The organism is Ruegeria sp. YTSA144 (genome assembly GCF_059610125.1).
On record NZ_JBXWNA010000001.1, the window covers coordinates 826,665 to 851,088 of the forward strand.

The window sequence follows — 24,424 nt, forward strand, 5'->3', positions numbered from 1 at the left end:
CGGGTCTTGACCGCCATCCCCCGCTCATTGGCGCGGGCCTAGTCCCGGTTGCATGCGCAACCGGCTATCTAGGAAAGGAAAAGCCAATGAAAAAAGACATTTATCAGAAAGTCACTGACAAGATTATTGCAGATTTGGAGCAAGGCGAACTCACTTGGCTGAAGCCTTGGAGCTCTGCGAATACAGATGGGCGGATCATCAAGCCGCTACGTCATAACGGTTTGCCCTATAGCGGGATCAACGTTTTGATGCTGTGGGGTGCAGCGATGGAAGGCGGCTATGCATCGTCCTACTGGATGACATTCAAGCAGGCCAAGGAGTTTGACGCCCACGTCAAAAAGGGCGAACGCGGCAATCTGGTCGTATATGCCAACACCATTACAAAGACTGAAGAGACCAGCGACGGGGGCGAGGAAGAACGCAAAATCCCGTTCATGAAGGGCTATTCAGTGTTCAATGTGGAGCAGATCGAAGGCTTGCCTGACCACTACTATGCCGAGCCGCCCAAGGTCATTGATCCGGTCTTGCGGATTGATCATGCGGACAGCTTTTTTGCCAAGACGGGTGCAGATGTTCGCCACGGCGGAAACCGCGCTTACTATTCTGGCGGCAGCGATCATGTGCAGATGCCGTGTTTTGAGAGCTTCCGCAGCCCTGAAGCCTATTATGCAACCTTGGCGCATGAGCTAACCCACTGGACAAAGCACAAGAGCCGCCTTGACCGTGAATTCGGGCGCAAGAAATGGGGCGATGAAGGCTATGCACGCGAAGAACTGGTTGCCGAACTTGGCGCAGCATTTCTTTGTGCTGATCTGGCCCTAACGCCGGAGCCCGGCACCGACCATGCCGCCTATATTCAAAGCTGGCTGAAAGTCTTGAAGAACGACACGCGCGCGATCTTCAGTGCAGCAGCCCATGCGCAGCGCGCGGCGGATTTCTTGAACGGGTTTCAAGGGGAAGAGAAAAAAGCTGGAGCGGCGGCATAGCCGCTCCTTGCAGCAAAAGAAAATTGCGGTGGGCCTTTCGGCCCGCCGCCTAATCATTTGTTGGGGAAAAAAAGAAAGTTCCGCCCCATTCACCCGATACTTTCTGATATTCTTTTTTTCATGAAATCTGACTTAATTCGAATTTCAAAGGTACAAGGCATTGCCCTATTTTTGTTCATGGCTGCCATAGCGATAGGCGCGATAGCATTCGCAACACTTCCAAATCAACAACGTCACATTACGCCGGCAGAGGTTGTAAAGTGTCATGAGCTCTGCGAAACGGGATGGAGAAGCAAGTTTAGCTCTAGTCAACAGTGTATTGATAGCTGCCAAAAGCACGGAGTGTGTTCTCTTCCTTGGGTCGCTTGCCCAAGTTTTGAGCTCAATAAATGAGCGTTTCCCGAATTATTTGCGGTGGGCCTTTCGGCCCACCGCGCGAGGCTTAAAGCCCTGGCATTCTTGATGCCAGTTCAGCCTCGATGTTTTCAAGAGAAGCCAGAGCATCTTGGCGCTCCTCGGAACCGCGCGGCGCAACAGAAAAAGCGTTGAACGCTTCTCTGAAGAGACCTTGCAATTGTGCAGTGCTGCGAGATGCTGCTTCAAATCGTGTGACGAGTTTCATGTGATCCTCCATCGTCAGGGAGGCCCCAAACCACTCAGGGCCTTTCGGCCCACACACATCAAGGCGCTTGATGGTTTGGTTGGTCTACTTGTCGTGGCAGTGAGGAATCAAAGAAAGGAAGACAGGCGATTGGTGCAGCAGTTTCCTGCTGGACTGCACAATTCACATTCTTGGAGGGGAGCTGGTTCTCTATCTGTCGAGTTCTGGTCCGCGCGGTTTGCGTGTTCGACCTTCTCGCAGGCGTTGAAGACGATCTTGCGGTGATATGGCGTCTCGCCCTGTCTGACGAACGCGGACGGTTGGTTTTTGCTGCTGATCTTTACGCAGACTTTCAAGCCGTTCTTGAGCAGCCTTCACCCGCTCAGCCGACATCGTTTTCTGGCTCTCAACGTAGGCCTGCTTCACCGAACGTGCATTAGTTTTGGAGCTCTGAACGCGTGTTTCTTTCGTCGCCTGCCGTTCTAAGCCACGCATCATCAATCGGTTGTTTGTCCTATCGTGGTGCAAGCCACGCAGCACCTCAGCATGACGATTGCGGGCTGCGACAATTTCAGCTTGAATGTTCTGCCGGTCCTGGAGCTGCGCTTCGACCAAGGTATGGCGCTGTTCGCGGTCGCGCTGAAGTGCCCAAACGGCTTCCATCTGGTTCTGTTTTTCGAGCGCGGCACGCTTGCCGGTTACGCGGTCGAGCAATCCGCGTAGGCCTTTTCGCAATCGTGCTGATCGAGCGGCGGCTTCTTTTTCAACACGGGCCTTTTGACTGGCATCGAGCTTAGCGCGTTCAGACTGTTGCTGCGCTTGCATCTCCTGACGACGTTTCTCAAGAGCAGATTTTTCAACATTAGCGTCGGCGCGTGCTTTCGTGATGTAAGAGGCAAGCTTGGGCGCAATGTCTTGCGCGATGCGTTGGCGGGTTTCACTGACGGTGTTCAGCTCCTGCGGCTTGCCCAGACGCGCTGTGATATCCTTCGACTTCTTGCCAATGGCGCGGGGGATCGAGATCACTTCCCCCTCGAACGTCAAGGCGACATGACCGCGCCGATCACCACGCGCTAGGAAAAGCCCACGCTCTTCGAGCGCATGCGAAAAGCTGTTCCGGCTGTCTGAGATCGCCCAGGCTTCCTGAATGTCGGCTTTGAGGTCTCCAGCATGCCGTCCGACGCGTTTGGCTTGCTGCCATTCAGTAAGGGTGAAGTTGCGGGGATCGCGGTCCTTATTGTTGGCCAAGCCTCTTGGCATCTGCCAGCCATGCTCAAGATAAAGCTGCTTCGATACTTCCATCAGCTTGTTTTTGAAGAAAGGTAGTGGCTTGGCGGTCATGGTTTCTGCATCGATGCGGCTCCACACGGCATGGCAATGCCGCCGCCCTTCTTTCTCATGGAAGACGACTACGCGGGGTTGGTCGGTCAGGCCATGTTTTTCTTCGATTGCTGCAATAGCTTGTTCGAACGTCTCAATACGGACGGATTCGGACTCGGGCGGGTTCAGTGAGACCGAAAACAGGAATTGTCTGCACTTTGTACCCTTGGACACGGCTTCAGCTTCGCGGAGCGCGCCCACGACATCGTCGGTCATAAAGCCTCTGATATCGTGGATTTCGACATGTTCGTTCTCGGCAGTCTTTAGAAGGTGAAGTCCGAGCTGCTTGGCACCGCCGCGCTGAGAGCCTTTCAGTATCATGACGACCCCAAATCGCTACGCTGGCCGAGCGCCCGCAGCAGTTCTTTTCGCATCGCGGCAACATCGGCGCATGCGCTGCGGATGTCTTTCTCGGTTTCTCCTACGACAGGCAGGGAGCCTAAATTCACGGCCTTGGCCAGTTGGTTGAGATTGTTGGCGATGCGCGAGCTTCCCAGCAGTGCAAGGAGCCTTGCCAGACTGGCATCATCCTTGACGGGGCGTCTGAGCTTCGAGCGGGCGCGTTTGTGCGATGCACCACGCCCGTCAAAGAGTTTACGCTTGATATAGCTGCCGAGTGGCTCATCGCCCGCCAGCTCTTCAAGGCGGCTACGTTCCTCAAAGGTCAGACGCAATGAGAACGGCGCGGGTTTCTTCTTTGCCTTATTTTTCGCTATCGCATTGAAATTATTGTCTGTTGTGCTCATCGCCGCACCTCAGATCATCTAGATCATATTGTGCGAGATGGGTTTCCCATTCTTCGAAAACCTTGAATAGATGGTTTAACTCATCTACGCTCAGGTCCACCATCTTTCCAGCAGGTTTCAAAGATGGTCAGAATGCATTGCCCGCGCGTGCTTACGTGCATGCTTATGCGCAAAGACGGCTGCAAAGACTCGTAAAAGTTGCGAAACCGGGCATCGCCCGCTAGTCTGAACACGTTTTTGCGAGGGACTTGTTATGAGACTGCTTTTGGCGGCGCTTGCCGTTTGTGTCGCGGGCGCAGCGAATGCGCTGACTATTACATTTGACAACAACTTTCCGAATGATCCTCAAAGCGGGCTGACAACGTTTCAAGGAACCAGCCAGGGTTTCACTTTTGACTATGCCCCTGTCTACAACTTTGGAAATCAGATCAACTTCCACGACGACAACGGTGTGCTGTCAACGGTGGTGCAGGCCGTAAACGGGACGAGATTTACGGCACAATCCGTGGATCTGTCTGGTTTGTCGCGTGTGTTCAAGACCGGTCGCGGCCCTGCACCCGCGCTTGGAACGCAGGCTTACAACCAGTGGCTCAAGGCGGGTACTGCGACAGTCCCGACCCTGACATTTTCGGGGCTTCTGAACGGTGCCACAGTTGCGACGCAGACGTTCGGACCTTCGGCTTTGAGCACTTTTGGTTTTTCCAGTGGGTTCACCGCCATTGATCAACTGTTGATCACGCTGAACGTCCCCAACGCGGTCAAATTCCCCTTTGGCCTTGGATCCAATACCGTTTGGTGCGACCAATGGTGTGGCGAATTCAATGTGGACAACTTGCAGGTTGCACCGGTCCCCTTGCCCGCAAGCGGGCTGCTTTTGATCGGGGCCGTTCTGGGCCTGTTCGGGTACCGCAGGCTTAAGACAACCTAGTTGCACCCAACATGAAAAAAAGGCGGCGCTGATTGTTGATCAGCGCCGTATTTTGTCTCTCAAACAAATTTGGAAGGTTCTACTCCGCCGCCGGGCGCAGTCCCGAGACCTTGTTGAACCACGCCTCGATTGCATCCAGATCCGCCGGGAGGGCTTCCGCGGAACCCTCCGCGAAGGTCTGGAAATTCTCTTCGTTTAAACCGTTCACGCCGACAAGAACCGGGATATCCATCGCCAGCGCTTCGCCGATCACGGGGCGGAACCCTCGACCGTCGGATTCATGCTTGCCGAACTTGTTGATGATCAGCAGCTGTGGCGCATCCTCAAGCGAGGCGGTCACATATCCCACCGCCTGTTCCAGCGCTGCGGGGTCCAGACGGCAGCCGCGTGACTGGGTGCCCAGCGACTGCGAAATGCGGATGGTTTCACCGTCGGGCAGCACGCGCAAGTCCATATCGCATTTGCTGCTGTCGGCACATTCCGTGTTCGTTTGCACGACACCGGCCAGTTTCGCGCCGGACGCCAGCAGACGTTCCGCAACGGCGCTCAGCAGGCGGTCTGTCGCGCCGCGATCGGTGGTGGTGACATAGGCCAGATGCATCTTGGACCTCTTGTAATTCGTTTGTGACGTTTCAAATAGCACGCAAGGCACCGCCCGGCCACTCCCTCGTTCACGGAAGCGGGGACAGGCCAATCACAGGAGCGTGCAGGTGAAGCAGAACCGCATAGGCGGCAAGCGCGGCCAGCCACACCCCGGGACGTGGCCAGGGGCGCGGTGCGCGCAGTGAAAACCGCGCCGTGTTGCGGGACAAGCGGACCCATTCAAAGCCCATTTCCCGCGACTTGCGGCGGTCGACAAGGGCCATGCCCATGGCCGCGAAACCGGCAAACAGGCCGAACAGAATCACATGTGACAGGCTGCCATTGGCCAGCAGATGTGCCACCGCCCACAGCACCAGCGCGGCAAGGATCGGGTGTCGGGTGGTGCGCAGGATACCGGGCCGCTCTGGGTCAAAGGGCCGATTGCCCAGCCCTCCGAAAGAGAAAGGGTTCTGAATGATCAGCCCCGCGACAGCCAGCCAGCAGACCACCGGCATGATCAGAACCGGCACCCAACGCAAAACCGCATATGGCGGGATGATCTCGACATAAGGAGCGTTGGCAGCGGCCATGATCAACCACGCCAGGACGGCCAGCGACAGAACCGAATAAGCGGTGAAATACCCCCGGCGTCCGAGTGTATCGATCAGCCGTCCGCGTATGGCGGGCCGAACGGGAATCGCGTGGCTGAGAAGGAAGGTGATGAGTGCTGCAAGGAATAGGACCCAACCGGTCATGGTGATCTCCGCGTTATTGGGATCGGTCTAGATCAGGATGGCGGTGGTATCCTTGTCCGAAATCAAGTCAGGCACAGGGGCGGGGGCACCGCCCCTGTGCTGTGTTACAACCCAAGCGCCGCGCGGCGTTCTTCGGCAAACCCCTGCACGATGCGGTCGGCAATCAGCGCCAGAATCGCCATCGCGGCCCCGGCCGAAATGCCAAGCCCCACATCCGCCTGACCCAGCGCCAGATAGATCGACTGGCCCAGACCGGTGGTGCCGATCAGGGCGGCGATCACCAGCATCGCAAAGGCATAGAGGATGGTCTGGTTCAGTCCCAGCAGGATCGTGGGCGCGGCATAAGGCGCACGGACGTCGCGCATGATCTGCCACTCGGTCGCACCGCTTGAGATCGCGGCCTCCATCATCTCGTCCGGCGTGTTGACCAGCCCGTGCCGCGTGTAGCGGATCATAGGCACGATCGCATAGGCACAGATTGCCAGAAAGGCCGAGAACTCGCCGATCTGGAACACCATGAGGACCGGGATCAGGAACACGAACAGAGGGATTGTCTGCAACATGTCGCAGATCGGACGGACCACTTTCCACACTGGTTCCCAGACCGCGCTGGCAAGGCCGATCAGGCCGCCGACCACGGCGCAGGAAAACACCGCCGCACCGCTGAGGTAAAGCGACAAGAGCGCCCTCTCCCACAGGCCCGAAACGAGGATGGTGCAAAGCAGCCCCACGCACAGCGCCGCCAGACGCCAGCCCCCCGCGACCCAGCCCAGAGCAGCGGCACCGGTCAGGACAAAGGGCCACGGCAGGTTGGCAATGCCGGTTTCCAGCATCCCGATCAGGATCAGGACGATCAGACCGCCCGTCAGCCGCCCACGCCACGCCATCAGCAGTGCAATTACGGCACCTGCGGCGAACAGACCAAAGCTCATGCCCGGCGTCCACTGAAAGCCCCAGGTAAAGGGCAGCACCGCCTGATCCAGACCGATCCGCAAAGGCAGCAGCACATAGAACAGTGAATTGTTCTTGAGCGCATCCAACCACGGGCCATTGGCCTGAGTGAACGCGGTCAGGCCGCTGTCCACGGCCTCGGCCATCGGATCCAGCAAGGTCAGTTCGGATGGGTTCGGCAGCCAGGCCCAGAAGGCGGCAGTGAAGACCACGGCAAACCCCAGAATTGCCCAAACAACCCGGCTGTCATAACGTTTGCGCTCGGTCGCCAAGGTGCCGCTCATGCGATCTATGACGACGGCAAAGACCACGATGACCAGACCCGCCATCAGAGATTCCCCGAACTGCGCCTTGCGCATGGTCAGCAGGACCTCCCAGCCGATGTCGTTGAACCCACCGATGACGGCGGCGATGATCACCATCGACAGCGCCGCCATCAGGCACTGGTTCACGCCCACCATGATCTGCGTCGCAGCCGCCGGGATTTCCACCTGGAACAGTTGCTGAAACCGGGTGCCACCAGACATGATGGCGGCCTCCTTGATCTCGGGCTCGACCCGCTCCAACCCCAGCATCACATTGCGCGCCATAGGCGGCGCTGCATAGATGGCCGAGGCGATCAGACCGACGACGGGGCCAAAGCCAAAGAGCAACAACAGGGGCGTGAGATATGCGAAGGTCGGCACGGTCTGCATCACATCCAGAACGGCCTGAACGAAGGATTTCACCCGCGGCACCTCATTGGCGAGGATGCCGATGCCACCACCCAATATCAACGCCACCGGAACGGATACCGCGACCAAGGCCAGCGTGTTCATGCTCTCAGCCCAGTAGCCTGACGCCAACACAAAGCTGAGGCCCAAAAAGCCCAGCGCCGCCATGGGCAAGCCGCCCAGATACCAGCCCAGCGCGGTCACGATCCCGATCAGGATGGGCCATGGTGTGTTGCCAAGCACGAAATTCGCCCAGTTCATCGGATAGGTCATCATATCCGAGAACAACCGCATCGCCGGTTTGATAAGGTTCAGAAACCAATCCAGAAACGCGCCCACCCATTGGGTTGCAGGCAGTTCCCACGCGGCGGGCCATTTGACCAGCCATGGGGCGATACCCTCCAGAGCAAGGCAGACCGCACCGACGATAACCGTGATCAGGGCGGCCTTGGCACCGGCCGTCAACTGCGCGCTGCGTTGCGTCGGAAAGTCAGTCAAGGCGGTCATGTTTCATCCACCTGAAGTGCGGCAGCCAGATCAGACGGGTGCACCGTGCCGACGACATTGCCATCGGCATCCCGCACCGGCACGGGTTCATACAACTCCATGCAATGGGCCAGGGCTGCGTCCAGTGTCATCGACGTGGTCAGGCCGGGATCATCCGGGCCACATTCTGCCTCGCTCCGCATGACCGAGGCGACTTTGGCATGCTGGCCCTTGGCGACATCCTTGGAAAACTCGCGCACATAGTCATCAACGGGTCGCAGGACGATATCCGTGGGCGTGCCGATCTGTACGATCTTGCCGTCCCGCATGATGGCGATGCGGTCAGCAAGCTTCAGCGCTTCCTGAATATCGTGAGTGATGAAGACGATCGACTTCTTCAGGGTCGCCTGTATGCGCAGGAATTCGTCCTGCAACTGGCGACGGATCAGCGGATCAAGCGCAGAAAACGGCTCGTCCAGAAACCAGATATCGGGGTTCACGGCCAAAGATCGCGCAATCCCCACGCGCTGACGCTGACCACCTGACAGTTGCCGGGGAAAGCTGTCTTCGCGCCCTTCCAGGCCGACCAGCGAGATCACTTCCTGCGCGCGGTCCAGCCGTTCCTTTTTGCCGACGCCCTGCACCCGCAGAGGATATGCGACATTTTCAGCAACGGTCATGTGTGGGAACAGGCCGAAATGCTGGAACACCATGCCCAGCTTTTTACGGCGCAGATCGGTCAGGGCCTTTTTCGAGGCGCCTATGACATTCTCGCCATCGACCCGTATTTCACCGCCGGTGCCGGGCAACAGTTGCGAGATACAGCGGATCAGAGTGGATTTACCCGAGCCCGACAGGCCCATGATGACGAACAACTCGCCTTCCTTGACCTCGAAATTGGCGTCCTGAACGGCGGGGATATACCCGCTTTCCCGCAGGTCGGCGGCGGCTTTTTCGGCGTCGTTCCCTGACCGAGACAGCGCGTCGGTCAGGGCTTTGTCAGCGCCGGGGCCAAAGACCTGCCAGAGATTCCGGCAGGCGATGGCTGGCATGTTCGCGTCAGTCACTTACGTGCGCTCACTGGATTGCTGCGTCTACGACCGGACGCCACTTGCCTTCGTTCTCGGCCATCCAGACGGCGACGACTTCTTCGACCTTTCCGCCGTCAACATCGATCGCGCCCATCATCGGCTGCTGGTCTTCGACCGCAAGTTGATAGTTGGACAGGATTTCATAGGCGGCGGGCCATTTCTCTTCCATACCGCTCCAGCCGGCTTTGAAGATGCGCGATGGCGAAAAGTCGCAATCGTTCACCGCGTTCGGGTTCGGACCCCACGCCGGATCGTTAAAGCATGCCTCTTCACCTGCGGGCAGTTCAACGAACTGCACGTCATAGGCAGACATCGCCCAGTGCGGCTGCCAGAATGTGATCAACAGTGGCGACTTGCGCTCGGTCGAAGCCCGAAGTTCGGCGATCAAGGCACCTTCGGAACCGGCGGGAACAGCCTTGAACGGCAGCTCAAGGCCCGCCATGCGATCCGCGCCAGGTGTGCCCCAGTCGGCCGGATAATCGACCAGACGGCCACCGGGCAGAGTTTCCGCCGTGGCAAAGACCTGCGCGCAGTCTTTCAGCGCTTCCCACGCAGGCAAGCCGGGGCACAGATCAGCGACATGCGCCGGGTATGCGATACCTTCCTTGGCATCCAGGCCAAGATCGCCGATTTCGACAACAGTGCCTTCCTCGATCTTCTTGGCATATTCATCCGACACGTTGGACGACCAGATTTCCAGCGTCGCGTCGATGTCTCCATCGGCCAGAGCCTGAAACTGGTTCATCATGCCGGCGGTCACATACTCCACTTTGTAACCGGCTGCCTTGAGCATCTCACCCGCCACATGCGTGGTCACGTGCTGACCAGTCCATTCGTTGATCGCCAGTTTGATCGGCTCGTCCACGGCGCCCATGTCCGCCGCATGCGCCGCACCGGCAACGGTCAGGGCCATAAGGCTTACACTCAGTTTTTTCATGGATTTTCTCCCTGTCTTATTTGTTTTGCCCACCCCGGCGAGGTTTTTCCCGCCGGTATCTTTGTCTGATGACAATACCATGTCGCAACATGCACAAATTCAGTCGGAAAAGGAAAGTGATCAGTTTGTAACGGCGCGGTTTTCTTTCCGCCAAACCGTTGATGTTTCCCCGCAGACGCCGCAAAGGCCCCTGCCCGACCCGTCATTATCCCTAGCCCCGGGCCCGGAATGTTGACTGACGAGTCAATCACAAACCGTTTTAAGCCCGTTTGTCGAGGATTTCTTTGACAGTTCACAGTTTTTTCTTGTTCGGGCCGAGTTTCAATTCCGGTCGGGTGAGTTTCAAACACTCAAAATTCTCATTGCAAAAGGAAGGCAAAACAAAACACTCTTCACATGACAGCTTTGAGGTTGGGTCTATGCGTTCATTTGAAGAGATCTTTGATATTGCCGCCTCTCGCCACGGTGGGGTCGAAGCCTTTGAAGCACAGCTGACCAAGCCCAAAAGCCACGAAGAACTGGCGGCGATGCCCGACGACCGGTGGCTATCGATCATCACGAAATGCGTCTTTCAGGCCGGTTTCAACTGGAAGGTCATCGAAAACAAATGGGAAGGATTCGAAGCCGCCTTTGACGGTTTCGAAGTGGGTCGGTGCGCGTTCATGGATGATGAAAAGTTCGATTCCCTGCTGCAAGACACACGCATTGTCCGCAATGGAACCAAGATCGCAGCAGTGCGGGACAACGCGGCGTTCCTTTTGGAACTGCGCGACGAAGGCGGCGCGGGCAAGGTTCTGGGGGGCTGGCCCTCGGATGACTATGTCAGCCTTCTTGCCATGCTGGCCAAACGCGGATCCCGTCTTGGCGGGGCTTCGGCGCAATATGCGATGCGCTTTGCGGGGCGCGACAGTTTCATTCTGTCGCGGGACGTCACCGCCCGTCTGATCGCCGAAGGCGTGATCGACAAGCCCGCCACGTCGAAAAAAGCCATGGCGGCGGTGCAACGGGCCTTCAATTCCTGGATGGATCAATCCGGCCGGTCTTTGACGGAAATCAGCCGCGCTCTGGCCATGAGCCTGTGAAAACGGTTTGCGGATTGCAGGCAGCGGACTAGGATTCACCTCATGGTTCTGCGCGTATTCCTGTGTGCTCTTTTGTTGCTGCCCTCCTGCGGTCGTCAATTGACAAAGCAAGAGCGTGATTTTGCGGATGCCATTCAGGGCGAAACCCTGAACCTTGACAGCGTGCGATTGGTCCAAGGTGCGCCGGTTGCCAACGTGACGTATTTCCGCGAGGAGCGCCCACGTCTGGCCTGCCGCGAGCGTATCCTTCCTCCGGTGGAACCCGGGTTGGTGACAGGCAGGCCAGCAGCCGTGGCCCTGTTCAACAAGGTCTACTTTGCGCGCGACTGGTATCTGGAAGACTACATGTCCGATTTCCCGGATCAGATGAACCTGGTGGCCGCGATGCTGCTGGCCCATGAACTGACGCATGTCTGGCAGTGGCAGAATCGCCGGACCACCGGTTACCACCCGTTGCGAGCAGCGGCGGAACATGGTGGGCGCAGCGACCCGTATCTTTTTGACCTCGAAACCTCGCCGGACTTCCTGTCCTACGGGTTTGAACAGCAGGGCGCCATCGTCGAGGAATACGTTTGCTGCCGTGCGCTTGACCCCCAGGCCACCCGAACCAAACGGCTGCACACGATGCTGGGCGCGCATTTTGATCTGTCCCCGCTTCCGCAAAAAGGGCGAGAGCGCGCAATCCTGCTTCCCTGGAGCGAGGCCGAGATCGACGGGATTTGCAGCGGAACCTAGTTCTGCTGAAGGGTCTCCAGAAAGGCCACCAGATCCACGATGGGCTGGCTCGTCAGAATTGGCTGCCCCTGCGGCGTTTTCATGGATGTGTCCTGCCCGTCAAAGTAAGGACCATAAACCGGCATCGGGCTACCATGGCTGACCAATGGGTCCCGACCATCAATGCGGGCGACAACGCGGGCAGTCGGGAACACGCCTTCCTCGTTGGACAAAGCGGTCAGATCGCTTGGTTGAACCACCAGCACGGCCGCCATCGGACCCTGCCCCATTGCATCGATCCCATGGCAGGTCGCGCAATGATGCATATAAAGTTCTTCTCCGGTCTTCGCGTCCTGAGCCCAGGCGGCCTGCGAGGCAGCAGCCGAAACCCCAAGAACCAGCACACTGATTGTTGCCTTGAACATCGTATCCTCCTGCCTGGATTGGCATTTGCAGGGTTGCCCGATGGCCGTCATGGCGCAATGATCCAGATCAACGAAAAAGGTACAGAGGGTTCGGGCAATGACACAATACGCCGCCATCATGCTGGCCGCCGGATTTGGAATTCCGATCCTGGCCGCGCTTAACGCGGCGCTGGGCAAAGTCATCGGGTCGCCAACTGCGGCAGCTGTTGTGCTGTTTGCCATCGCCTTCGTCGCCTCGGCGTTGGTCATGGCGCTGTTTCCCGGATTTGCGGCCTTGTCCAAGATTGCCAATGCGCCGAAACACCTGTTGCTTGCAGGTGTCCTGATTGCTTTCTATGTCCTGTCGATCACCCATGTCGCACCGCATTTCGGGGTGGGCAATGCCGTGTTCTTTGTGCTGCTCGGGCAATTGATCAGCGCTGCGGCCATCGACCATTTCGGCCTGTTCGGCGCACAGGTCGAACCGCTTACGCTCATGCGGATGGGCGGGATCGCCGTCATGGCCATTGGTGTTGCGATCACTCAACTGGCCTGAGCACCCCGCCCTCAAGCCGAACCATCCGGTCCATGCGCGCCGCCAGGTCAAGATTGTGCGTTGCGATCAACGCCGACAACCCTTCGTCCCGCACCAGCTTCATCAATGTATCAAAAACCTGATCCGAGGTTTCGGGGTCCAGATTGCCCGTCGGTTCATCTGCCAACAAAACACGGGGCGCATTGGCCAAGGCCCGGCAGAATGCCACCCGTTGTTGTTCCCCGCCAGAGAGCGCTGCGGGGCGGTGGCTGGCGCGTGCGGCGACACCGACACGGTCCAGCAGGTCCAGCGCCCGGGCCTGTGCGGCCTTGTCCGACACACCATTGGCCAGTTGCGGCAGGGTGATGTTTTCCAATGCCGTGAATTCCGGCAGCAAATGGTGGAATTGATAAACGAACCCGACATCCTGCCGACGCAGTGCGGTTCTGGTCCGGTCGCCCTTGCCCGATACATTCTGCCCGCCGATTTCGACGGTTCCTTCGTCGGGCATGTCCAGCAGACCGGCGATATGCAGAAGCGTTGATTTACCTGCCCCAGAGGGCGCAACCATGGCTACGGCCTCACCCGCGCGCAGATCCAGATCAACTCCGCGCAAGACCTGCACCTCGCCCGGTTTGCCTTTCAGATAGGTCTTGGTCAGACCCTTCAGACGCAATGTGACATCATTCATAGCGCAACGCCTCGACCGGGTTCAGCCGCGCCGCTCGACGGGCAGGAAAATAGGTGACGACAAAGGACAGGCCAAGCGACAGGCCGATGGCCTTGAGCACATCGCTCAGGTGCAGCTCGGCGGGTAAAGCATAGATGCCCCGGATCGACGGATCCCAGACGCCACCGCCCATCACGTAATTTACGAACGAAAAGATCGGATCGATATAGATCGCAAAAAGGCACCCCAGGATGACTCCCAAAGCCGTTCCGATCAGGCCGGTAAAAGCGCCGCAGATGAAAAACACACGCAGCACCGACCCTTCGCTCAGACCGATGGTGCGCAGGATGCCGATATCGCGGCCCTTGTTCTTGACCAGCATGATCAGGCCCGAGACGATATTCATCGCGGCGATCAGAACGAGGATCGAGAGGATGATGAACATCACGTTGTCTTCGACTTCCAATGCCCGCAGGAACCCACCGGATGCATCCTGCCAGGTCCAGATCTGGCTGCGCTCGCCCGATGCTTCGAGAATGGAAATCAGGATCGGGCCCAGTTCCTCGGGCTTTTCCACCATCACTTCGATCTCATCCGCCACACCTTCGCGATTGAAAAAACTCTGCGCCTGCGAAAACGGCATGTAGACACGCGTTCGGTCGATGTCATAGCGCCCCGCCGAGAACACATAGACAACGCGATAGGCATTTACGCGGGGCGACGTACCGAAGGCGGTTTTTACCCCGTTGGGCGAGGTCAACTTGACGACGTCCCCCACGGTGGCGCCTATGCTACGCGCCACGCCTGACCCAATTGCAATGACATCCTGACCCGTCTGAAATTCTGACAAGTCCCCCACAGCCTGCTCTGCCTGGGCTATACCCGGCAGATCAACCAGATCGTCGGGTCGCATTCCAAACACCTCAACCCCGCTGCTGCGGTCGCGGTTGGTGATCAGCACCTGCCCCTTCACCAAAGGAGCCGCGCGTTGAACACCGGGCACTTGTGCGATACGGGCCGCGCGCTCTTCGTAGTCGGCGATCGTGCGATCCACCCGCCCCTGGGCATCGATCTCGCCTGACGAATAGACCGTCACATGCGCGTTTGCGCCCAGAATGGTGCCGACGAATTCGGAACGGAAGCCGGACCGGACCGACAATGTCGCGATCAGGGCAAACACTGCCAGTGTGATCCCGATCAGGGAAATCCAGGTCATCACACTGACGCCGCCCTCGGCCCTGCGGGCCCGCAGATAACGCCATGCGATTTTCCATTCAAAAGGGGCAAAGGGCGGGGGTGTCTTGGCCATACATGCTCCGGGGTGTTCGTGTTCGCGGGGACAGTTTCGGCATTTCACCCGATGGTCAAGCCGGTTGTCCCTCTGACCCGACTCCTCAGCCTGAATGAGCCGAATCAACTCGGTGTGCAACTGGAACGATTGAGCCGATCGGATGACTTCGGAAGCTGGCGTTACACCATGAGTTGTGAAGCGCATCACAGACAAACTGATATTGTTTCATGTATGAAGTTAATCATCGCGCTTTGTGAGCTCCTGAATCGAAAAAGCAACAATGGGCGCGAAATTTTATTACTCTTTTTGATTATTTTCAGAAACTTTGTCACCCTATCTGTGGGGGAACACATTTAAGGAGCGGGGGTCGCTCAATGAATTTTCAAATCTCAACCAACGGTGCGGGGGTAATTCCGTCCCGCCAAGCATCAACAGAACTGGATTGTGAAACAGCGGCGCTGCTGCGTGCGGCCATTCGGCCAATCTTTGCCAGCGCGGCAAGCTGGGGCAATCTGACGGATATTCTGAAAGACAAAGGGTACCGTCTGGTTTTCCGGCAAGGGCGTCTGTGTATCACGGATCGAACCACGGACGCGCGGGTTTGCGGGTTGCGGTTTCTGGGCCTTGAGTTTCGCGAACTGGTCAACCGGCTGGGTCGTCCGATCGTGGTGGCACGGGGCGACGGGGCCAACGGCGACATCCTGGCAACGCGCCCGACGGCAGACCAAGACTGACGTCTCAACCAATCGAATTGGTCAGATCACATCTGGTGGCCAAAGCAATCGCATGGCCACCCTGGTGAAACGGATCTGTGTTGCGTGACACCAAAACCCGTCACCGGTGACGGTGCTCAGGCAATCTGCTGGTAGATTTCAGCAACTTTGGTAACGGCCGCCTCGGGGCTCAGTTCCTCGCTATCGCCGGTCCGGCGGCAGGTCAGTTCAACGACACCATTCTTCAGACCGCGCGGGCCGACCGTGATCCGCCAGGGCAGACCAATCAGATCCATGGTCGCAAACTTGCCCCCTGCCCGTTCATTGCGGTCATCATAAAGCGGCTCCAGCCCCAAGGCCGTCAGAGCGTTATAGATTTTGTCGCAGGCGGCATCCGCTTCTTCATCACCCTGCTTCAGGTTCACGATGCCGCAATGGAACGGGGTCACGCCCTCGGGCCAGATGATGCCTTTGTCGTCATGGCTGGCTTCGATGATCGCGCCGACCAGACGGCTGACACCGATCCCGTGGCTGCCCATATGCACCGGAACCGGTTTTCCATCCGGGCCCTGCACGGTCGCACCCAGCGGCTCGGAATACTTCGTGCCGAAGTAGAAGATCTGCCCAACTTCGATACCACGCGCCACGCGGCGGCGTTCTTCGGGGATCTGATTGAACAGCGCCTCGTCATGCGTTTCATCCGTGCGCGCGTATTTCGAGGTGAACTCTTCCAGAATGGCCTGACATTGTTCGCGGCTGTCATAGTCAATCTCACGATCACCAAAGGTCAGGTCGGTAACGGCGCTGTCATAGAAGACCTCGGATTCACCAGTGTCAGCCAGCACGAGGAACTCATGGGTGTCATCGCCGCCGATGGGCCCGGAATCCGCGCGCATCGGGATCGCCTGAAGGCCCATACGTTCATAGGTGCGCAGATAGCTGACAAGATGGCGGTTATAGGCGTGCAGCGCGTCTTCCTTGGTGAGGTCGAAGTTGTAGCCGTCCTTCATATAGAACTCGCGGCCCCGCATCACGCCGAAACGCGGGCGGATTTCGTCGCGGAACTTCCACTGGATCTGATAGAGGGTCAGCGGCAGGTCTTTGTAGCTGTTCACGTGGCCACGGAAGATATCGGTCACCAGTTCTTCGGCTGTGGGTGTGAACAGCATGTCACGGTCATGCCGGTCCTTCATCCGCAGCATCTCCTGACCATAATCGTCATAGCGTCCGGATTCACGCCACAAATCCGCCGACTGGATGATGGGCATCTGAATCGCGATGTGACCCGCCCGCGCCTGTTCTTCGTGGACGATGTTTTCCAGCTTGCGCAGCACTTTGAAGCCCAGCGGCAGCCAGGAATAAATCCCGGCAGAGGCCTGCTTGATCATCCCGGCACGCAGCATCAGCCGATGGCTGACGATCTGGGCCTCGGACGGGTTTTCCTTGAGAACGGGCAGAAAGTAACGGCTGAGGCGCATGGGTTAACCTTCAAAGGTAAATTTCGACTTCAAAGGTGATTATGTCAAACCACCGCCGGGGGCAATCGGGCATTGGTGTTTTTGCGACTTCGCGTCAGTCGGTTTTTTGATTGACCCTGCAATCGGGAATTCCAATTGTGGCGCAAACTCAAAACCCATGAGGCCTTGATGCAGACCATTCAGGAACCCGCCCGCAGCATTCCCGTTGTCCACTCTACAGACGTGCTGGTCGTCGGGTCCGGTCCTGCCGGTTTGGCCGCAGCACTGGCCGCAGCGCGGACAGGTGTGGACGTCTCGCTGGTTGACCGGTTCGGGTGCATGGGCGGCAACATCACCGCCGTCGGCGTCGAAGGATTCGCCTGGTACCGGCACGAGCAAACCGTCGAGGCCGGCGGCATCGGGATGGAATTCGAAACCCGCGCCAAAGAGATGGGCGCGGCGGTGCCCGAAAGCCAGTCGCTCAGTTATGAACTGGACAGCGAAGGGTTCAAGCTGGTGGCGGACAAGCTGGTCGAAGAGGCGGGTGTTCACCCGATGCTGCACCGGCAATTCGTCGCCCCCGTCAAGGAAGGGGACCGGATCATCGGCATCATCACCGAATCCAAGGCCGGGCGCGAGGCGATACTGGCCAAGGTGGTAATCGATGCAACCGGCGACGCCGATGTGGCCCATCGCGCGGGGGCCCCGACGCATAAAACGCCACGGGAGGACATGATGGCCGCCTCTGTCATGTTCCACCTGGCCGGAGTGGACAAGCGCGCCTTTATCGAGGGCGTCAAGGCCGACCCGCAGACCTACAAGGACTGGGGCGGCGGCGGTGAGTGGAATATCGAAACCAGCGGCAAAGAGGACGCCATGTTCTCACCCTTCGTGCACAAGCCCTTCCAGCAGGCGATTGATGAAGGTCTGATCCCGCCGCATCTGAACACCATCGCCGGCACCTGGGGCGCGATGCATGACACGGGCGAACTGACCTACATGAACCTCATTCACCTGGCCGGGATCGACGGGACCGACCCCGACAGCCTGACGCGCGGTGAAATCGAAGGTCGGCGCCAGTCAATGTTGGCCATCGAAGCCCTGCGCCGGTTCATGCCCGGCTGCGCGAACGCTCGGCTGCGGAATTTCGGAATGACCATCGGCATTCGCGACACCCGCAAAATCGATGCGGTATACAACATGACCGAAAACGACGCCCGCCATCAGGGCCGGTTCGAGGATACGATCGGCATCTACCCCGAATTCATCGACGGGTATGGCATCCTGATCCTGCCGACCACGGGGCGGTACATGCAGGTCCCGTACCGCTCGATGCTGCCCAGGGGCGTCAAGGGCCTGCTGGTCGCGGGGCGGTCACACGGTGCCGACCGGGTGGCCCATGCCGCCACGCGCAACATGGCCTGCTGCGCCGTTATGGGTCAGGGCGCGGGCATTGCAGCCGCGATGTCACTGAAAAGCAATCAGGACCTGGATCAATTGAACCTGGCACCTGTTCACACGGAACTAGAGCGTCAGGGGGTCAGGGTTCACTGATGGACAGAATTCCGACAATAGACATCTCGCCGCTGTCCGATCCTGGCAGCGCAGCCTTTGATGCAACGGTACAAAGCATCATTGAGGCCTGCACGGGGATCGGGTTTCTGTCCATCACCGGAACAGGTGTGTCCCAGCAGACGGTGGATCAGGTCCGTCAGACCACACGAGAGATCTTTGCCATCAATGAAGCCCGCAAATGGGATCAGGCCATCACACGCGAGAATTATCGCGGTTATATCCCGATGGGTTTTTTCACACCCAACGATGGATCCGGCAAAGCCGACAAATACGAGGGTTACAAGCTGCACCACGAGGTTGCCGCCACCGACCCCGTGCGCGCCGAGTGTGCCCTGTACGGCCCGAACCTGTGGCCCGCTGAAGTCCCCGAGGCAAAAGAGGTCATCCTGGATTATTGGCGTCAATTGGATCAGGTCACTGATGTGTTGTTGGGCGCATTGGAATCCGGCCTGGGCTTGACCTCTGGCATTTTGCGCGACGCGTTCCGAAACCCGATGACCAATATGACATTGCTGCACTATCCCCCGCAGGCTGCGGATGAAGCAGGTTATGGCATCCATCCGCACAAGGATACGGACGCACTGACCATCATCGCGCCCGATCCGGTGGGCGGGCTCGAGGTGCAGACCCGCAGCGGCAAGTGGATTTCACCTGACTGCCCACTCGGCGGTTTTGTGGTGAATATCGGCGACATGCTGGAGCTGTGGTCAGGCGGGCGGTTGAAGTCCACGCCACACCGGGTGGTGAACAGATCGGGCAAGGAACGGTACTCGTTCCCCTATTTCGCCGTACCCCGCCATGACGTCATTGTTGAGCCATTGTTGCCCGCCCTGCCCGGCTTTGACCGCCCAGCGGTTCATTGTGGTCACTGGTCGGCGGAAATCTGGCGCACCAACTGGCCTGATGAAACCGCAGAAGAAGACACCCCGGAACTGGGGACGTTGCACGATTGATACCGGCAAAGCCCTTCCCAATGAAGCGCTTGCATCATGGGCTTTGATGCGCCAAGAACGCCTGCAAGGGCCTGAACAAGGGGATTGCCATGGCTTTGCCGGTAAAGGATCAGCTGAGATACTGGGGCATCGCCGCTGCGGTTTTTGTTCTGATCCTCTGGGCCTTGGGGGATGTCCTGCTGCCCTTCGTCATTGGCGGAGCAATTGCGTATTTTCTTGATCCCGTTGCGGATCGACTGGAGCGGTTGGGCCTGTCGCGCGTCGCAGCCACAGCCATCATCACCGTCATCGGCGTTCTGGGATTTATGTTGGCGGTCCTGATGGTCGTACCTGCCCTGATTACCCAGCTGCTGGATCTGATCGACGTTCTGCCCGATCTGTTCAAGCAATTGCGCGGGTTCATTGAAAAACAGTTCCCGTCGCTGCTAGACCGGGAATCAAATACTCATCAGATGCTGGTGTCCTTCGGCGACATGCTGAAATCCAAAACAGGGGATGTCCTGCAAACGGTTCTCGCGTCGCTTGGATCTGCGATCAACATCGTCGTCTTGCTGGTGATCGTACCCGTCGTGGCTGTTTACCTGCTGCTGGACTGGGATCGCATGATCGCTCGCATCGGAGAACTCCTGCCGCGTGACCATGCCCCCACCATCAGGCGGCTGGCCGGTGAGATTGACGCCGTGCTGGCCTCTTTCGTGCGCGGGATGGGAACGGTCTGCCTGATCCTTGGCACCTATTATGCGGTTGCCCTGATGCTGGCCGGTCTGCAATTTGGCCTGATCGTGGGTTTCATTGCCGGATTGGTCACGTTCATCCCTTACCTGGGCGCCCTGATCGGTGGTTCGCTGGCGATCGGGCTGGCGCTGTTTCAGTTCTGGGGTGATTGGGCGCATATCGGGCTGATCGCGGGCATCTTTGCCATCGGACAGGTCACCGAGGGGAATTTCCTGACACCCAAGCTGGTGGGCAACTCTGTCGGGCTGCACCCGGTCTGGCTGCTGCTGGCCCTGTCTGTCTTTGGGGCTTTGTTCGGCTTTGTCGGTATGCTGATCGCCGTGCCCGTGGCCGCCGCATTGGGCGTGCTGGCCCGATTTGCCACATCGCTGTACCTGGACAGCCGACTTTATACCGGTCTTGAAGGTCAGGATCAGGAAACCGAGTAAATGCCCCGACAACTCAGCTTTGATCTGCCCGCCAAGACTGCGCTCGGGCGTGAGGATTTCTTTGTGTCGCCTGCCAATGCTTTGGCTGTGGCGATGATCTCGGCCACATCCTGGCCGGGAAACAAGCTTGTTCTGACTGGCCCGGCTGGCGCAGGTAAAACCCATCTGGCGCATGTCTGGGCCGCGGAAACCGGCGGACGCATCATTCAGGCCGCCGACTTGCGGTATGACGACGTCCCGGATCTGGCACGCAGGCCAATTGCCGTCGAAGACGTGCCCATGATCGCCGACGATGCCGAACAGCAGAAAACGCTGTTTCACCTGCACAATCTGGTTCTGGCCGAAGGGCACGCCTTGTTGATGACAGGTCGGCTGGCCCCGAAATTCTGGGAATTGCCGCTGGCGGACCTGCAAAGCCGGGTCGAAGGTGCCCATCACGTGGCGCTGGACCCGCCCGACGATGCATTGCTGGGCGCGGTTCTGGCCAAACTGTTCGTAGATCGGCAGTTGAACCCCGGTCCCGAGGTAATCGCCTATCTCGTCAAACACATGGATCGGCGATTTGAAACTGCGGCCGACGTGGTGGCGCAACTGGATCAATTGGCCCTTATGGAAAAGCGCGACATCACCCGTTCCCTGGCCGTGCGGGTTCTGAACATGAGCCCGGATGAGATCGAGACGGGTGATTGACCCGCACCCGCCAATTTCGCATCCTCACACAGCATTACCTGGAAGACACATGGATCAGACCGCTGCAACCGACATCCCTGACTGGGGACCTTTCGGAAAGCCACTGTTCGACGAGCCTGGAACCCGGGCTTTGTCGCGTGTCGGCGTTGTCGATGTCGGATCCAACTCGGTCCGGATGGTCATCTTTGACGGTGCGGCCCGATCACCGGCCTATTTCTACAATGAAAAGGTCATGTGTGAACTGGGCGCGGGCCTGTCCGAGACCGGGCGGCTGAATCCGCGTGGGCGCGAACGCGCGCTGGCGGCGCTGCGACGGTTTCAGAATCTGGCGGTTGATCTGGAATTGCCGGGTCTGCATGTCGTGGCCACGGCTGCTGTGCGCGAGGCAAAGGACGGACCGGATTTCTGCGATCAGGTGAAGGCGGAAACCGGGCTGCACGTGGAAGTCATCACCGGGGAAGAAGAAGCCCGTTTTTCAGCTCAGGGTGTGCTGCTGGGATGGCCCGGCGCCTATGGCCTGATCTGCGACATCGGCGGGTCTTCGATGGAGCTGGCCGAGATCGGGGACGGTCAGGTGGGCCGCCGCCTGACCTCGGCGCTCGGACCACTGAAACTGCGCGATATCAAGGGCGGACGGCGTGCACGCAAGGCTCATATCAAAAGTACGATGGAAAAGCTGCGCGATGAGATGGGTCCGCAGCGGGATCGTCTGTTCCTGGTTGGCGGCAGCTGGCGGGCCTTTGCCCGGCTGGACATGCTGCGGCGCGGCTATCCGCTGAACGTGCTGCATGAATACCGGATGACGACAAAACAGGTTCGTGAAACGATCAAGTTCATTGAAAAGAACGATCATGAAAAACTGCGCAGCCAGGCCGGTGTATCCAGCTCGCGCATGTCGCTCATCCCTTACGCAATGGACGTTCTGGCCCGGCTGATACGAACGTTCAAACCCAAGGACATCGCCATTTCCAGCTATGGGATCCGTGAAGGATTGCTGTATGAACAGATGTCGCAGGAGTTGCGCGACCGGGACCCGCTGATCGAAGCCAGCCTTTTTGCCGAATCCAAGGATGCCCGCCTGCCCGGATTTGGCCGAAACCTCTATGATTTCGTGATGCCGCTGTTCAAATCAGCGCCCCCCAGCAGCGTTCGGCTGATCAAGGCTGCGTGCCTGCTGCACGATGTCAGCTGGCGTGCTCATCCCGATTACCGGGCCGAAGTCTGTTTCGACAATGTCACCCGCGCCAATCTGGGCGGTTTGAAGCATTCCGAACGTGTCTTTATCGGGCTGGCCTTGCAGCACCGGTATCGCAACAAACGCGAGGGCAACCGGTTTGCGCCCCTGTATGATCTGCTGGACGAAAAAGGCCAGAAAGAGGCCGAGATTCTGGGCAAGGCCATGCGCTTTGGCGCGATGCTGTGGATGCATAATGACGCCAATATGGGTCGCCTGAAATTCTATCCCAAAAAGCGCGAGCTGGAGCTGTATCTGCCCGAAGCAGCGGCCCCCCTGTTCAGCGAAGTTGCCGAAGCGCGCCTGAATTCTCTGGCAAACGCCCTGAAATCCGAAACGCGCGTGATCATCAGGGGCTGACCATCGATCCGGTCAGATATCAGTTGCGCCTTCGGGCAACGCTTCATCTTCGTTTTCAGGCTCTGGCGGTCCCTCGGCCTGTTTCCTGCGGATGATGATGTCACCATTGGGCAAGATCTCGGGCGCTTCATAAGCGCTCCAGTCCTTGATCTCGGCCCCCAGCTCGGCCAGTGCCGGGCCCATTTCCCGCAAGAACGACTGCATCGCCGGGCCAAACTCATCCGCGAGGCCCAGCAGCTCATCCAGCGCCGGTTCCATTTCCTTGCGCAGACCTTCGAAGAACAGCTCGGCCCCCTGCTCCATCAGGGATTTGCTGTTGTCCTCCTGCGACATGGCGGGTGCGGCAATGCCAGCCGTGATCATGCTGATCAGCAAAACGTGTTTCATACCTGATATATAGTCCCCCTGCCGCAGGCGTGAAAGGTCACAGGTCGATGTCCAGCGTGACCGGGAAATGATCCGACGCCGTCAACAGTGCCTGTCGCAGGTCCGGTGCGGACCAGCAGACCGCATCGCGAAACGGATGCCAAATACGCCAGGCCGGACGGTAGGCACGCAGATCCTGGGTAATCATTATATAATCCAGAAGAGCCTCGAGAAACCTGCCTTCTTCCGGACGGGCAAAGCGGGCCGTGGAAGGTATCGATCCGGGCCGAAAACCATGAGCCGTCACCGCGTGCGGATCGAACAAACCCGCTTGCAGCAAAATCTCGACCGAAGACCGGCCGAACAGGTGCTCGAACTCATCCAGCCCGGGGCCATCGTTCAGGTCTCCCAGCAAAATGACGGGTTCTTGGTTTGCAACGTGCATCTCGACCCGCCTTGCCAGCCAGACCGCCTGTGCCAATTGCTTGCGGCGGTTGGCAATCGAGATACGGATCGCCTCATCCCGCGACCCAGCCCCATGCGGAGCCTTTGATTTCAAATGAGCTCCGATCAGCCGGACCTCGCGGCCCGATTGCGTGGTCACCGCCAATTCCATCGGTGGTTTGGAAAACCGCACAACATCCTCGGTCGCATCTATATCCAGGTCGATTCTGAACTCGCCATCAAATCGGGGGGCCAAGGGGTCGTCGATGTCACCCCTGGGATCATGGCGCGCGGTAAGAACGGTCCTGTCGTAAAGCAGCGCCAGCTCCTGATGGGTGTCGTTGGCAAACCCCATCACCGCGTCAGAGGTGCGCAGATCAAACGCCTCGGCAAAGGTTTGCAGGGCCCGCACCGTATTCTGGCGTTTGCCGGTGTTCGGAGCCTCGACGATCAATACCGCGTCTGCGTCAATCGCGGTCAGCACTTTTGCAATCGCCTCGACCTGCTGCGCCTTGGTGACGTCATGCCGCCCGGACCAGGTGTCATCGACAATCAGATTGTCTTTTTGATCAAAAAGATTGGCGAACCATTCGATATTGTAGGTCGCCAGCCGCATC

Annotated in this window: 25 protein-coding genes; 11 read left to right on the forward strand and 14 right to left on the reverse strand. The window is 58.6% G+C overall.

Features of this window, described 5'->3' with window-relative positions; genetic code table 11:
• The first annotated feature begins 86 nt into the window (after positions 1-86).
• Positions 87-986 (forward strand): ArdC family protein, encoded by a 900-nt coding sequence (locus AC2FF8_RS04215; protein ID WP_496878992.1) that lies wholly within the window; start codon positions 87-89, stop codon positions 984-986.
• A 442-nt stretch (positions 987-1,428) separates the two neighbouring features.
• Here the strand turns inward: AC2FF8_RS04215 and AC2FF8_RS04220 are convergent, their stop codons facing one another.
• From AC2FF8_RS04220 to mobC, 3 genes are all read right to left on the reverse strand, one after another.
• Positions 1,429-1,608, reverse strand: a complete 180-nt coding sequence (locus AC2FF8_RS04220) for a hypothetical protein (RefSeq protein WP_496878993.1) — start codon at positions 1,606-1,608, stop codon at positions 1,429-1,431.
• A gap of 189 nt (positions 1,609-1,797) precedes the next feature.
• Positions 1,798-3,288, reverse strand: coding sequence for a relaxase/mobilization nuclease domain-containing protein (locus tag AC2FF8_RS04225; protein WP_496878994.1), 1,491 nt, complete (start codon positions 3,286-3,288; stop codon positions 1,798-1,800).
• On the reverse strand, positions 3,285-3,713 hold the full coding sequence (gene mobC, locus AC2FF8_RS04230; RefSeq protein ID WP_496878995.1) for a plasmid mobilization relaxosome protein MobC: 429 nt from the start codon (positions 3,711-3,713) through the stop codon (positions 3,285-3,287). The genes AC2FF8_RS04225 and mobC overlap by 4 nt, the downstream gene beginning before the upstream one ends.
• 253 nt (positions 3,714-3,966) lie before the next feature.
• Between mobC and AC2FF8_RS04235 the strand changes: the two genes are divergently transcribed.
• Positions 3,967-4,641 (forward strand): VPLPA-CTERM sorting domain-containing protein, encoded by a 675-nt coding sequence (locus tag AC2FF8_RS04235; protein ID WP_480683888.1) that lies wholly within the window; start codon positions 3,967-3,969, stop codon positions 4,639-4,641.
• Between the two features lie 79 nt (positions 4,642-4,720).
• Here AC2FF8_RS04235 and AC2FF8_RS04240 read toward each other — a convergent pair whose 3' ends face one another.
• The 5 genes from AC2FF8_RS04240 to AC2FF8_RS04260 form a co-directional block, all read right to left on the reverse strand.
• A complete protein-coding gene (locus AC2FF8_RS04240) occupies positions 4,721-5,242 on the reverse strand; it encodes a DUF2478 domain-containing protein (RefSeq protein ID WP_496878996.1) in 522 nt (173 codons plus the stop codon).
• Positions 5,243-5,312: 70 nt separating this feature from the next.
• Positions 5,313-5,978, reverse strand: a complete 666-nt coding sequence (locus AC2FF8_RS04245) for an NnrU family protein (RefSeq protein ID WP_496878997.1) — start codon at positions 5,976-5,978, stop codon at positions 5,313-5,315.
• A 104-nt stretch (positions 5,979-6,082) separates the two neighbouring features.
• Positions 6,083-8,149: an ABC transporter permease gene (locus tag AC2FF8_RS04250; RefSeq protein ID WP_496878998.1), complete on the reverse strand. Its 2,067-nt coding sequence runs from the start codon at positions 8,147-8,149 to the stop codon at positions 6,083-6,085.
• Positions 8,146-9,195 (reverse strand): quaternary amine ABC transporter ATP-binding protein, encoded by a 1,050-nt coding sequence (locus AC2FF8_RS04255; protein ID WP_496878999.1) that lies wholly within the window; start codon positions 9,193-9,195, stop codon positions 8,146-8,148. Before AC2FF8_RS04255 ends, AC2FF8_RS04250 begins: the two co-directional genes overlap by 4 nt.
• Before the next feature lie 10 nt (positions 9,196-9,205).
• Positions 9,206-10,156 carry an ABC transporter substrate-binding protein gene (locus tag AC2FF8_RS04260; RefSeq protein ID WP_425078624.1) on the reverse strand — a complete coding sequence of 317 codons (951 nt, stop codon included), beginning with the start codon at positions 10,154-10,156 and terminating at the stop codon, positions 9,206-9,208.
• Between the two features lie 419 nt (positions 10,157-10,575).
• Between AC2FF8_RS04260 and AC2FF8_RS04265 the strand changes: the two genes are divergently transcribed.
• Together AC2FF8_RS04265 and AC2FF8_RS04270 are read left to right on the forward strand one after the other, a co-directional pair.
• Complete coding sequence (locus AC2FF8_RS04265) at positions 10,576-11,238, forward strand: DNA-3-methyladenine glycosylase I (protein WP_496879000.1); 663 nt, start codon at positions 10,576-10,578, stop codon at positions 11,236-11,238.
• Positions 11,239-11,280: 42 nt separating this feature from the next.
• A complete protein-coding gene (locus AC2FF8_RS04270; protein ID WP_170343677.1) occupies positions 11,281-11,973 on the forward strand; it encodes a hypothetical protein in 693 nt (230 codons plus the stop codon).
• Here AC2FF8_RS04270 and AC2FF8_RS04275 read toward each other — a convergent pair.
• Positions 11,970-12,377: a c-type cytochrome gene (locus AC2FF8_RS04275; RefSeq protein ID WP_496879001.1), complete on the reverse strand. Its 408-nt coding sequence runs from the start codon at positions 12,375-12,377 to the stop codon at positions 11,970-11,972. The two genes, AC2FF8_RS04270 and AC2FF8_RS04275, sit on opposite strands and share 4 nt — an antisense overlap.
• Before the next feature lie 97 nt (positions 12,378-12,474).
• Here AC2FF8_RS04275 and AC2FF8_RS04280 point away from each other — a divergent pair, with 97 nt between their 5' ends.
• Positions 12,475-12,912 (forward strand): DMT family transporter, encoded by a 438-nt coding sequence (locus AC2FF8_RS04280; RefSeq protein ID WP_170343675.1) that lies wholly within the window; start codon positions 12,475-12,477, stop codon positions 12,910-12,912.
• Here AC2FF8_RS04280 and AC2FF8_RS04285 read toward each other — a convergent pair.
• Together AC2FF8_RS04285 and AC2FF8_RS04290 are read right to left on the reverse strand one after the other, a co-directional pair.
• Positions 12,896-13,582 carry an ABC transporter ATP-binding protein gene (locus AC2FF8_RS04285; RefSeq protein ID WP_257599112.1) on the reverse strand — a complete coding sequence of 229 codons (687 nt, stop codon included), beginning with the start codon at positions 13,580-13,582 and terminating at the stop codon, positions 12,896-12,898. The two genes, AC2FF8_RS04280 and AC2FF8_RS04285, sit on opposite strands and share 17 nt — an antisense overlap.
• Positions 13,575-14,870, reverse strand: a complete 1,296-nt coding sequence (locus AC2FF8_RS04290; RefSeq protein WP_496879002.1) for a lipoprotein-releasing ABC transporter permease subunit — start codon at positions 14,868-14,870, stop codon at positions 13,575-13,577. The genes AC2FF8_RS04285 and AC2FF8_RS04290 overlap by 8 nt, the downstream gene beginning before the upstream one ends.
• Positions 14,871-15,226: 356 nt before the next feature.
• Between AC2FF8_RS04290 and AC2FF8_RS04295 the strand changes: the two genes are divergently transcribed.
• On the forward strand, positions 15,227-15,586 hold the full coding sequence (locus AC2FF8_RS04295) for a hypothetical protein (RefSeq protein WP_170343672.1): 360 nt from the start codon (positions 15,227-15,229) through the stop codon (positions 15,584-15,586).
• A gap of 116 nt (positions 15,587-15,702) precedes the next feature.
• Here the strand turns inward: AC2FF8_RS04295 and proS are convergent, their stop codons facing one another.
• The gene (gene proS / locus AC2FF8_RS04300; RefSeq protein WP_170343671.1) at positions 15,703-17,043 is read right to left on the reverse strand and encodes a proline--tRNA ligase; all 1,341 of its coding nucleotides are present in this window, start codon (positions 17,041-17,043) and stop codon (positions 15,703-15,705) included.
• A 168-nt stretch (positions 17,044-17,211) separates the two neighbouring features.
• On the opposite strand from proS, the gene AC2FF8_RS04305 reads away from it, so the two are divergent.
• The 5 genes from AC2FF8_RS04305 to AC2FF8_RS04325 all read left to right on the forward strand — a co-directional run bounded on the left by AC2FF8_RS04305 (position 17,212) and on the right by AC2FF8_RS04325 (position 22,997).
• Positions 17,212-18,576: an FAD-dependent oxidoreductase gene (locus tag AC2FF8_RS04305; RefSeq protein ID WP_496879003.1), complete on the forward strand. Its 1,365-nt coding sequence runs from the start codon at positions 17,212-17,214 to the stop codon at positions 18,574-18,576.
• On the forward strand, positions 18,576-19,550 hold the full coding sequence (locus tag AC2FF8_RS04310; RefSeq protein ID WP_496879004.1) for an isopenicillin N synthase family dioxygenase: 975 nt from the start codon (positions 18,576-18,578) through the stop codon (positions 19,548-19,550). The genes AC2FF8_RS04305 and AC2FF8_RS04310 overlap by 1 nt, the downstream gene beginning before the upstream one ends.
• Before the next feature lie 89 nt (positions 19,551-19,639).
• Positions 19,640-20,713 carry an AI-2E family transporter gene (locus tag AC2FF8_RS04315; protein WP_425078631.1) on the forward strand — a complete coding sequence of 358 codons (1,074 nt, stop codon included), beginning with the start codon at positions 19,640-19,642 and terminating at the stop codon, positions 20,711-20,713.
• The gene (locus AC2FF8_RS04320; RefSeq protein ID WP_170343667.1) at positions 20,714-21,403 is read left to right on the forward strand and encodes a P-loop NTPase family protein; all 690 of its coding nucleotides are present in this window, start codon (positions 20,714-20,716) and stop codon (positions 21,401-21,403) included. It begins immediately after the preceding gene.
• A gap of 49 nt (positions 21,404-21,452) precedes the next feature.
• A complete protein-coding gene (locus AC2FF8_RS04325) occupies positions 21,453-22,997 on the forward strand; it encodes a Ppx/GppA family phosphatase (protein ID WP_170343666.1) in 1,545 nt (514 codons plus the stop codon).
• Between the two features lie 12 nt (positions 22,998-23,009).
• Here AC2FF8_RS04325 and AC2FF8_RS04330 read toward each other — a convergent pair whose 3' ends face one another.
• Both AC2FF8_RS04330 and AC2FF8_RS04335 read right to left on the reverse strand, forming a co-directional pair.
• The gene (locus tag AC2FF8_RS04330) at positions 23,010-23,384 is read right to left on the reverse strand and encodes a hypothetical protein (protein WP_425078634.1); all 375 of its coding nucleotides are present in this window, start codon (positions 23,382-23,384) and stop codon (positions 23,010-23,012) included.
• 37 nt (positions 23,385-23,421) lie between these two features.
• The gene (locus AC2FF8_RS04335; RefSeq protein ID WP_170343664.1) at positions 23,422-24,423 is read right to left on the reverse strand and encodes an endonuclease/exonuclease/phosphatase family protein; all 1,002 of its coding nucleotides are present in this window, start codon (positions 24,421-24,423) and stop codon (positions 23,422-23,424) included.
• Between the last annotated feature and the right edge of the window lies 1 nt (position 24,424).

Excerpts from the sequence above, each read along its gene's own strand:
- AC2FF8_RS04215 (WP_496878992.1), top strand. The coding sequence starts at position 87 with ATGAAAAAAGACATTTATCAGAAAGTCACTGACAAGATTATTGCAGAT.
- AC2FF8_RS04220 (WP_496878993.1), bottom strand. The coding sequence starts at position 1,608 with ATGAAACTCGTCACACGATTTGAAGCAGCATCTCGCAGCACTGCACAA.
- AC2FF8_RS04225 (WP_496878994.1), bottom strand. The coding sequence starts at position 3,288 with ATGATACTGAAAGGCTCTCAGCGCGGCGGTGCCAAGCAGCTCGGACTT.
- mobC (WP_496878995.1), bottom strand. The coding sequence starts at position 3,713 with ATGAGCACAACAGACAATAATTTCAATGCGATAGCGAAAAATAAGGCA.
- AC2FF8_RS04235 (WP_480683888.1), top strand. The coding sequence starts at position 3,967 with ATGAGACTGCTTTTGGCGGCGCTTGCCGTTTGTGTCGCGGGCGCAGCG.
- AC2FF8_RS04240 (WP_496878996.1), bottom strand. The coding sequence starts at position 5,242 with ATGCATCTGGCCTATGTCACCACCACCGATCGCGGCGCGACAGACCGC.
- AC2FF8_RS04245 (WP_496878997.1), bottom strand. The coding sequence starts at position 5,978 with ATGACCGGTTGGGTCCTATTCCTTGCAGCACTCATCACCTTCCTTCTC.
- AC2FF8_RS04250 (WP_496878998.1), bottom strand. The coding sequence starts at position 8,149 with ATGACCGCCTTGACTGACTTTCCGACGCAACGCAGCGCGCAGTTGACG.
- AC2FF8_RS04260 (WP_425078624.1), bottom strand. The coding sequence starts at position 10,156 with ATGAAAAAACTGAGTGTAAGCCTTATGGCCCTGACCGTTGCCGGTGCG.
- AC2FF8_RS04265 (WP_496879000.1), top strand. The coding sequence starts at position 10,576 with ATGCGTTCATTTGAAGAGATCTTTGATATTGCCGCCTCTCGCCACGGT.
- AC2FF8_RS04270 (WP_170343677.1), top strand. The coding sequence starts at position 11,281 with ATGGTTCTGCGCGTATTCCTGTGTGCTCTTTTGTTGCTGCCCTCCTGC.
- AC2FF8_RS04275 (WP_496879001.1), bottom strand. The coding sequence starts at position 12,377 with ATGTTCAAGGCAACAATCAGTGTGCTGGTTCTTGGGGTTTCGGCTGCT.
- AC2FF8_RS04280 (WP_170343675.1), top strand. The coding sequence starts at position 12,475 with ATGACACAATACGCCGCCATCATGCTGGCCGCCGGATTTGGAATTCCG.
- AC2FF8_RS04285 (WP_257599112.1), bottom strand. The coding sequence starts at position 13,582 with ATGAATGATGTCACATTGCGTCTGAAGGGTCTGACCAAGACCTATCTG.
- AC2FF8_RS04290 (WP_496879002.1), bottom strand. The coding sequence starts at position 14,870 with ATGGCCAAGACACCCCCGCCCTTTGCCCCTTTTGAATGGAAAATCGCA.
- AC2FF8_RS04295 (WP_170343672.1), top strand. The coding sequence starts at position 15,227 with ATGAATTTTCAAATCTCAACCAACGGTGCGGGGGTAATTCCGTCCCGC.
- proS (WP_170343671.1), bottom strand. The coding sequence starts at position 17,043 with ATGCGCCTCAGCCGTTACTTTCTGCCCGTTCTCAAGGAAAACCCGTCC.
- AC2FF8_RS04305 (WP_496879003.1), top strand. The coding sequence starts at position 17,212 with ATGCAGACCATTCAGGAACCCGCCCGCAGCATTCCCGTTGTCCACTCT.
- AC2FF8_RS04310 (WP_496879004.1), top strand. The coding sequence starts at position 18,576 with ATGGACAGAATTCCGACAATAGACATCTCGCCGCTGTCCGATCCTGGC.
- AC2FF8_RS04315 (WP_425078631.1), top strand. The coding sequence starts at position 19,640 with ATGGCTTTGCCGGTAAAGGATCAGCTGAGATACTGGGGCATCGCCGCT.
- AC2FF8_RS04320 (WP_170343667.1), top strand. The coding sequence starts at position 20,714 with ATGCCCCGACAACTCAGCTTTGATCTGCCCGCCAAGACTGCGCTCGGG.
- AC2FF8_RS04325 (WP_170343666.1), top strand. The coding sequence starts at position 21,453 with ATGGATCAGACCGCTGCAACCGACATCCCTGACTGGGGACCTTTCGGA.
- AC2FF8_RS04330 (WP_425078634.1), bottom strand. The coding sequence starts at position 23,384 with ATGAAACACGTTTTGCTGATCAGCATGATCACGGCTGGCATTGCCGCA.
- AC2FF8_RS04335 (WP_170343664.1), bottom strand. The coding sequence starts at position 24,423 with ATGCGGCTGGCGACCTACAATATCGAATGGTTCGCCAATCTTTTTGAT.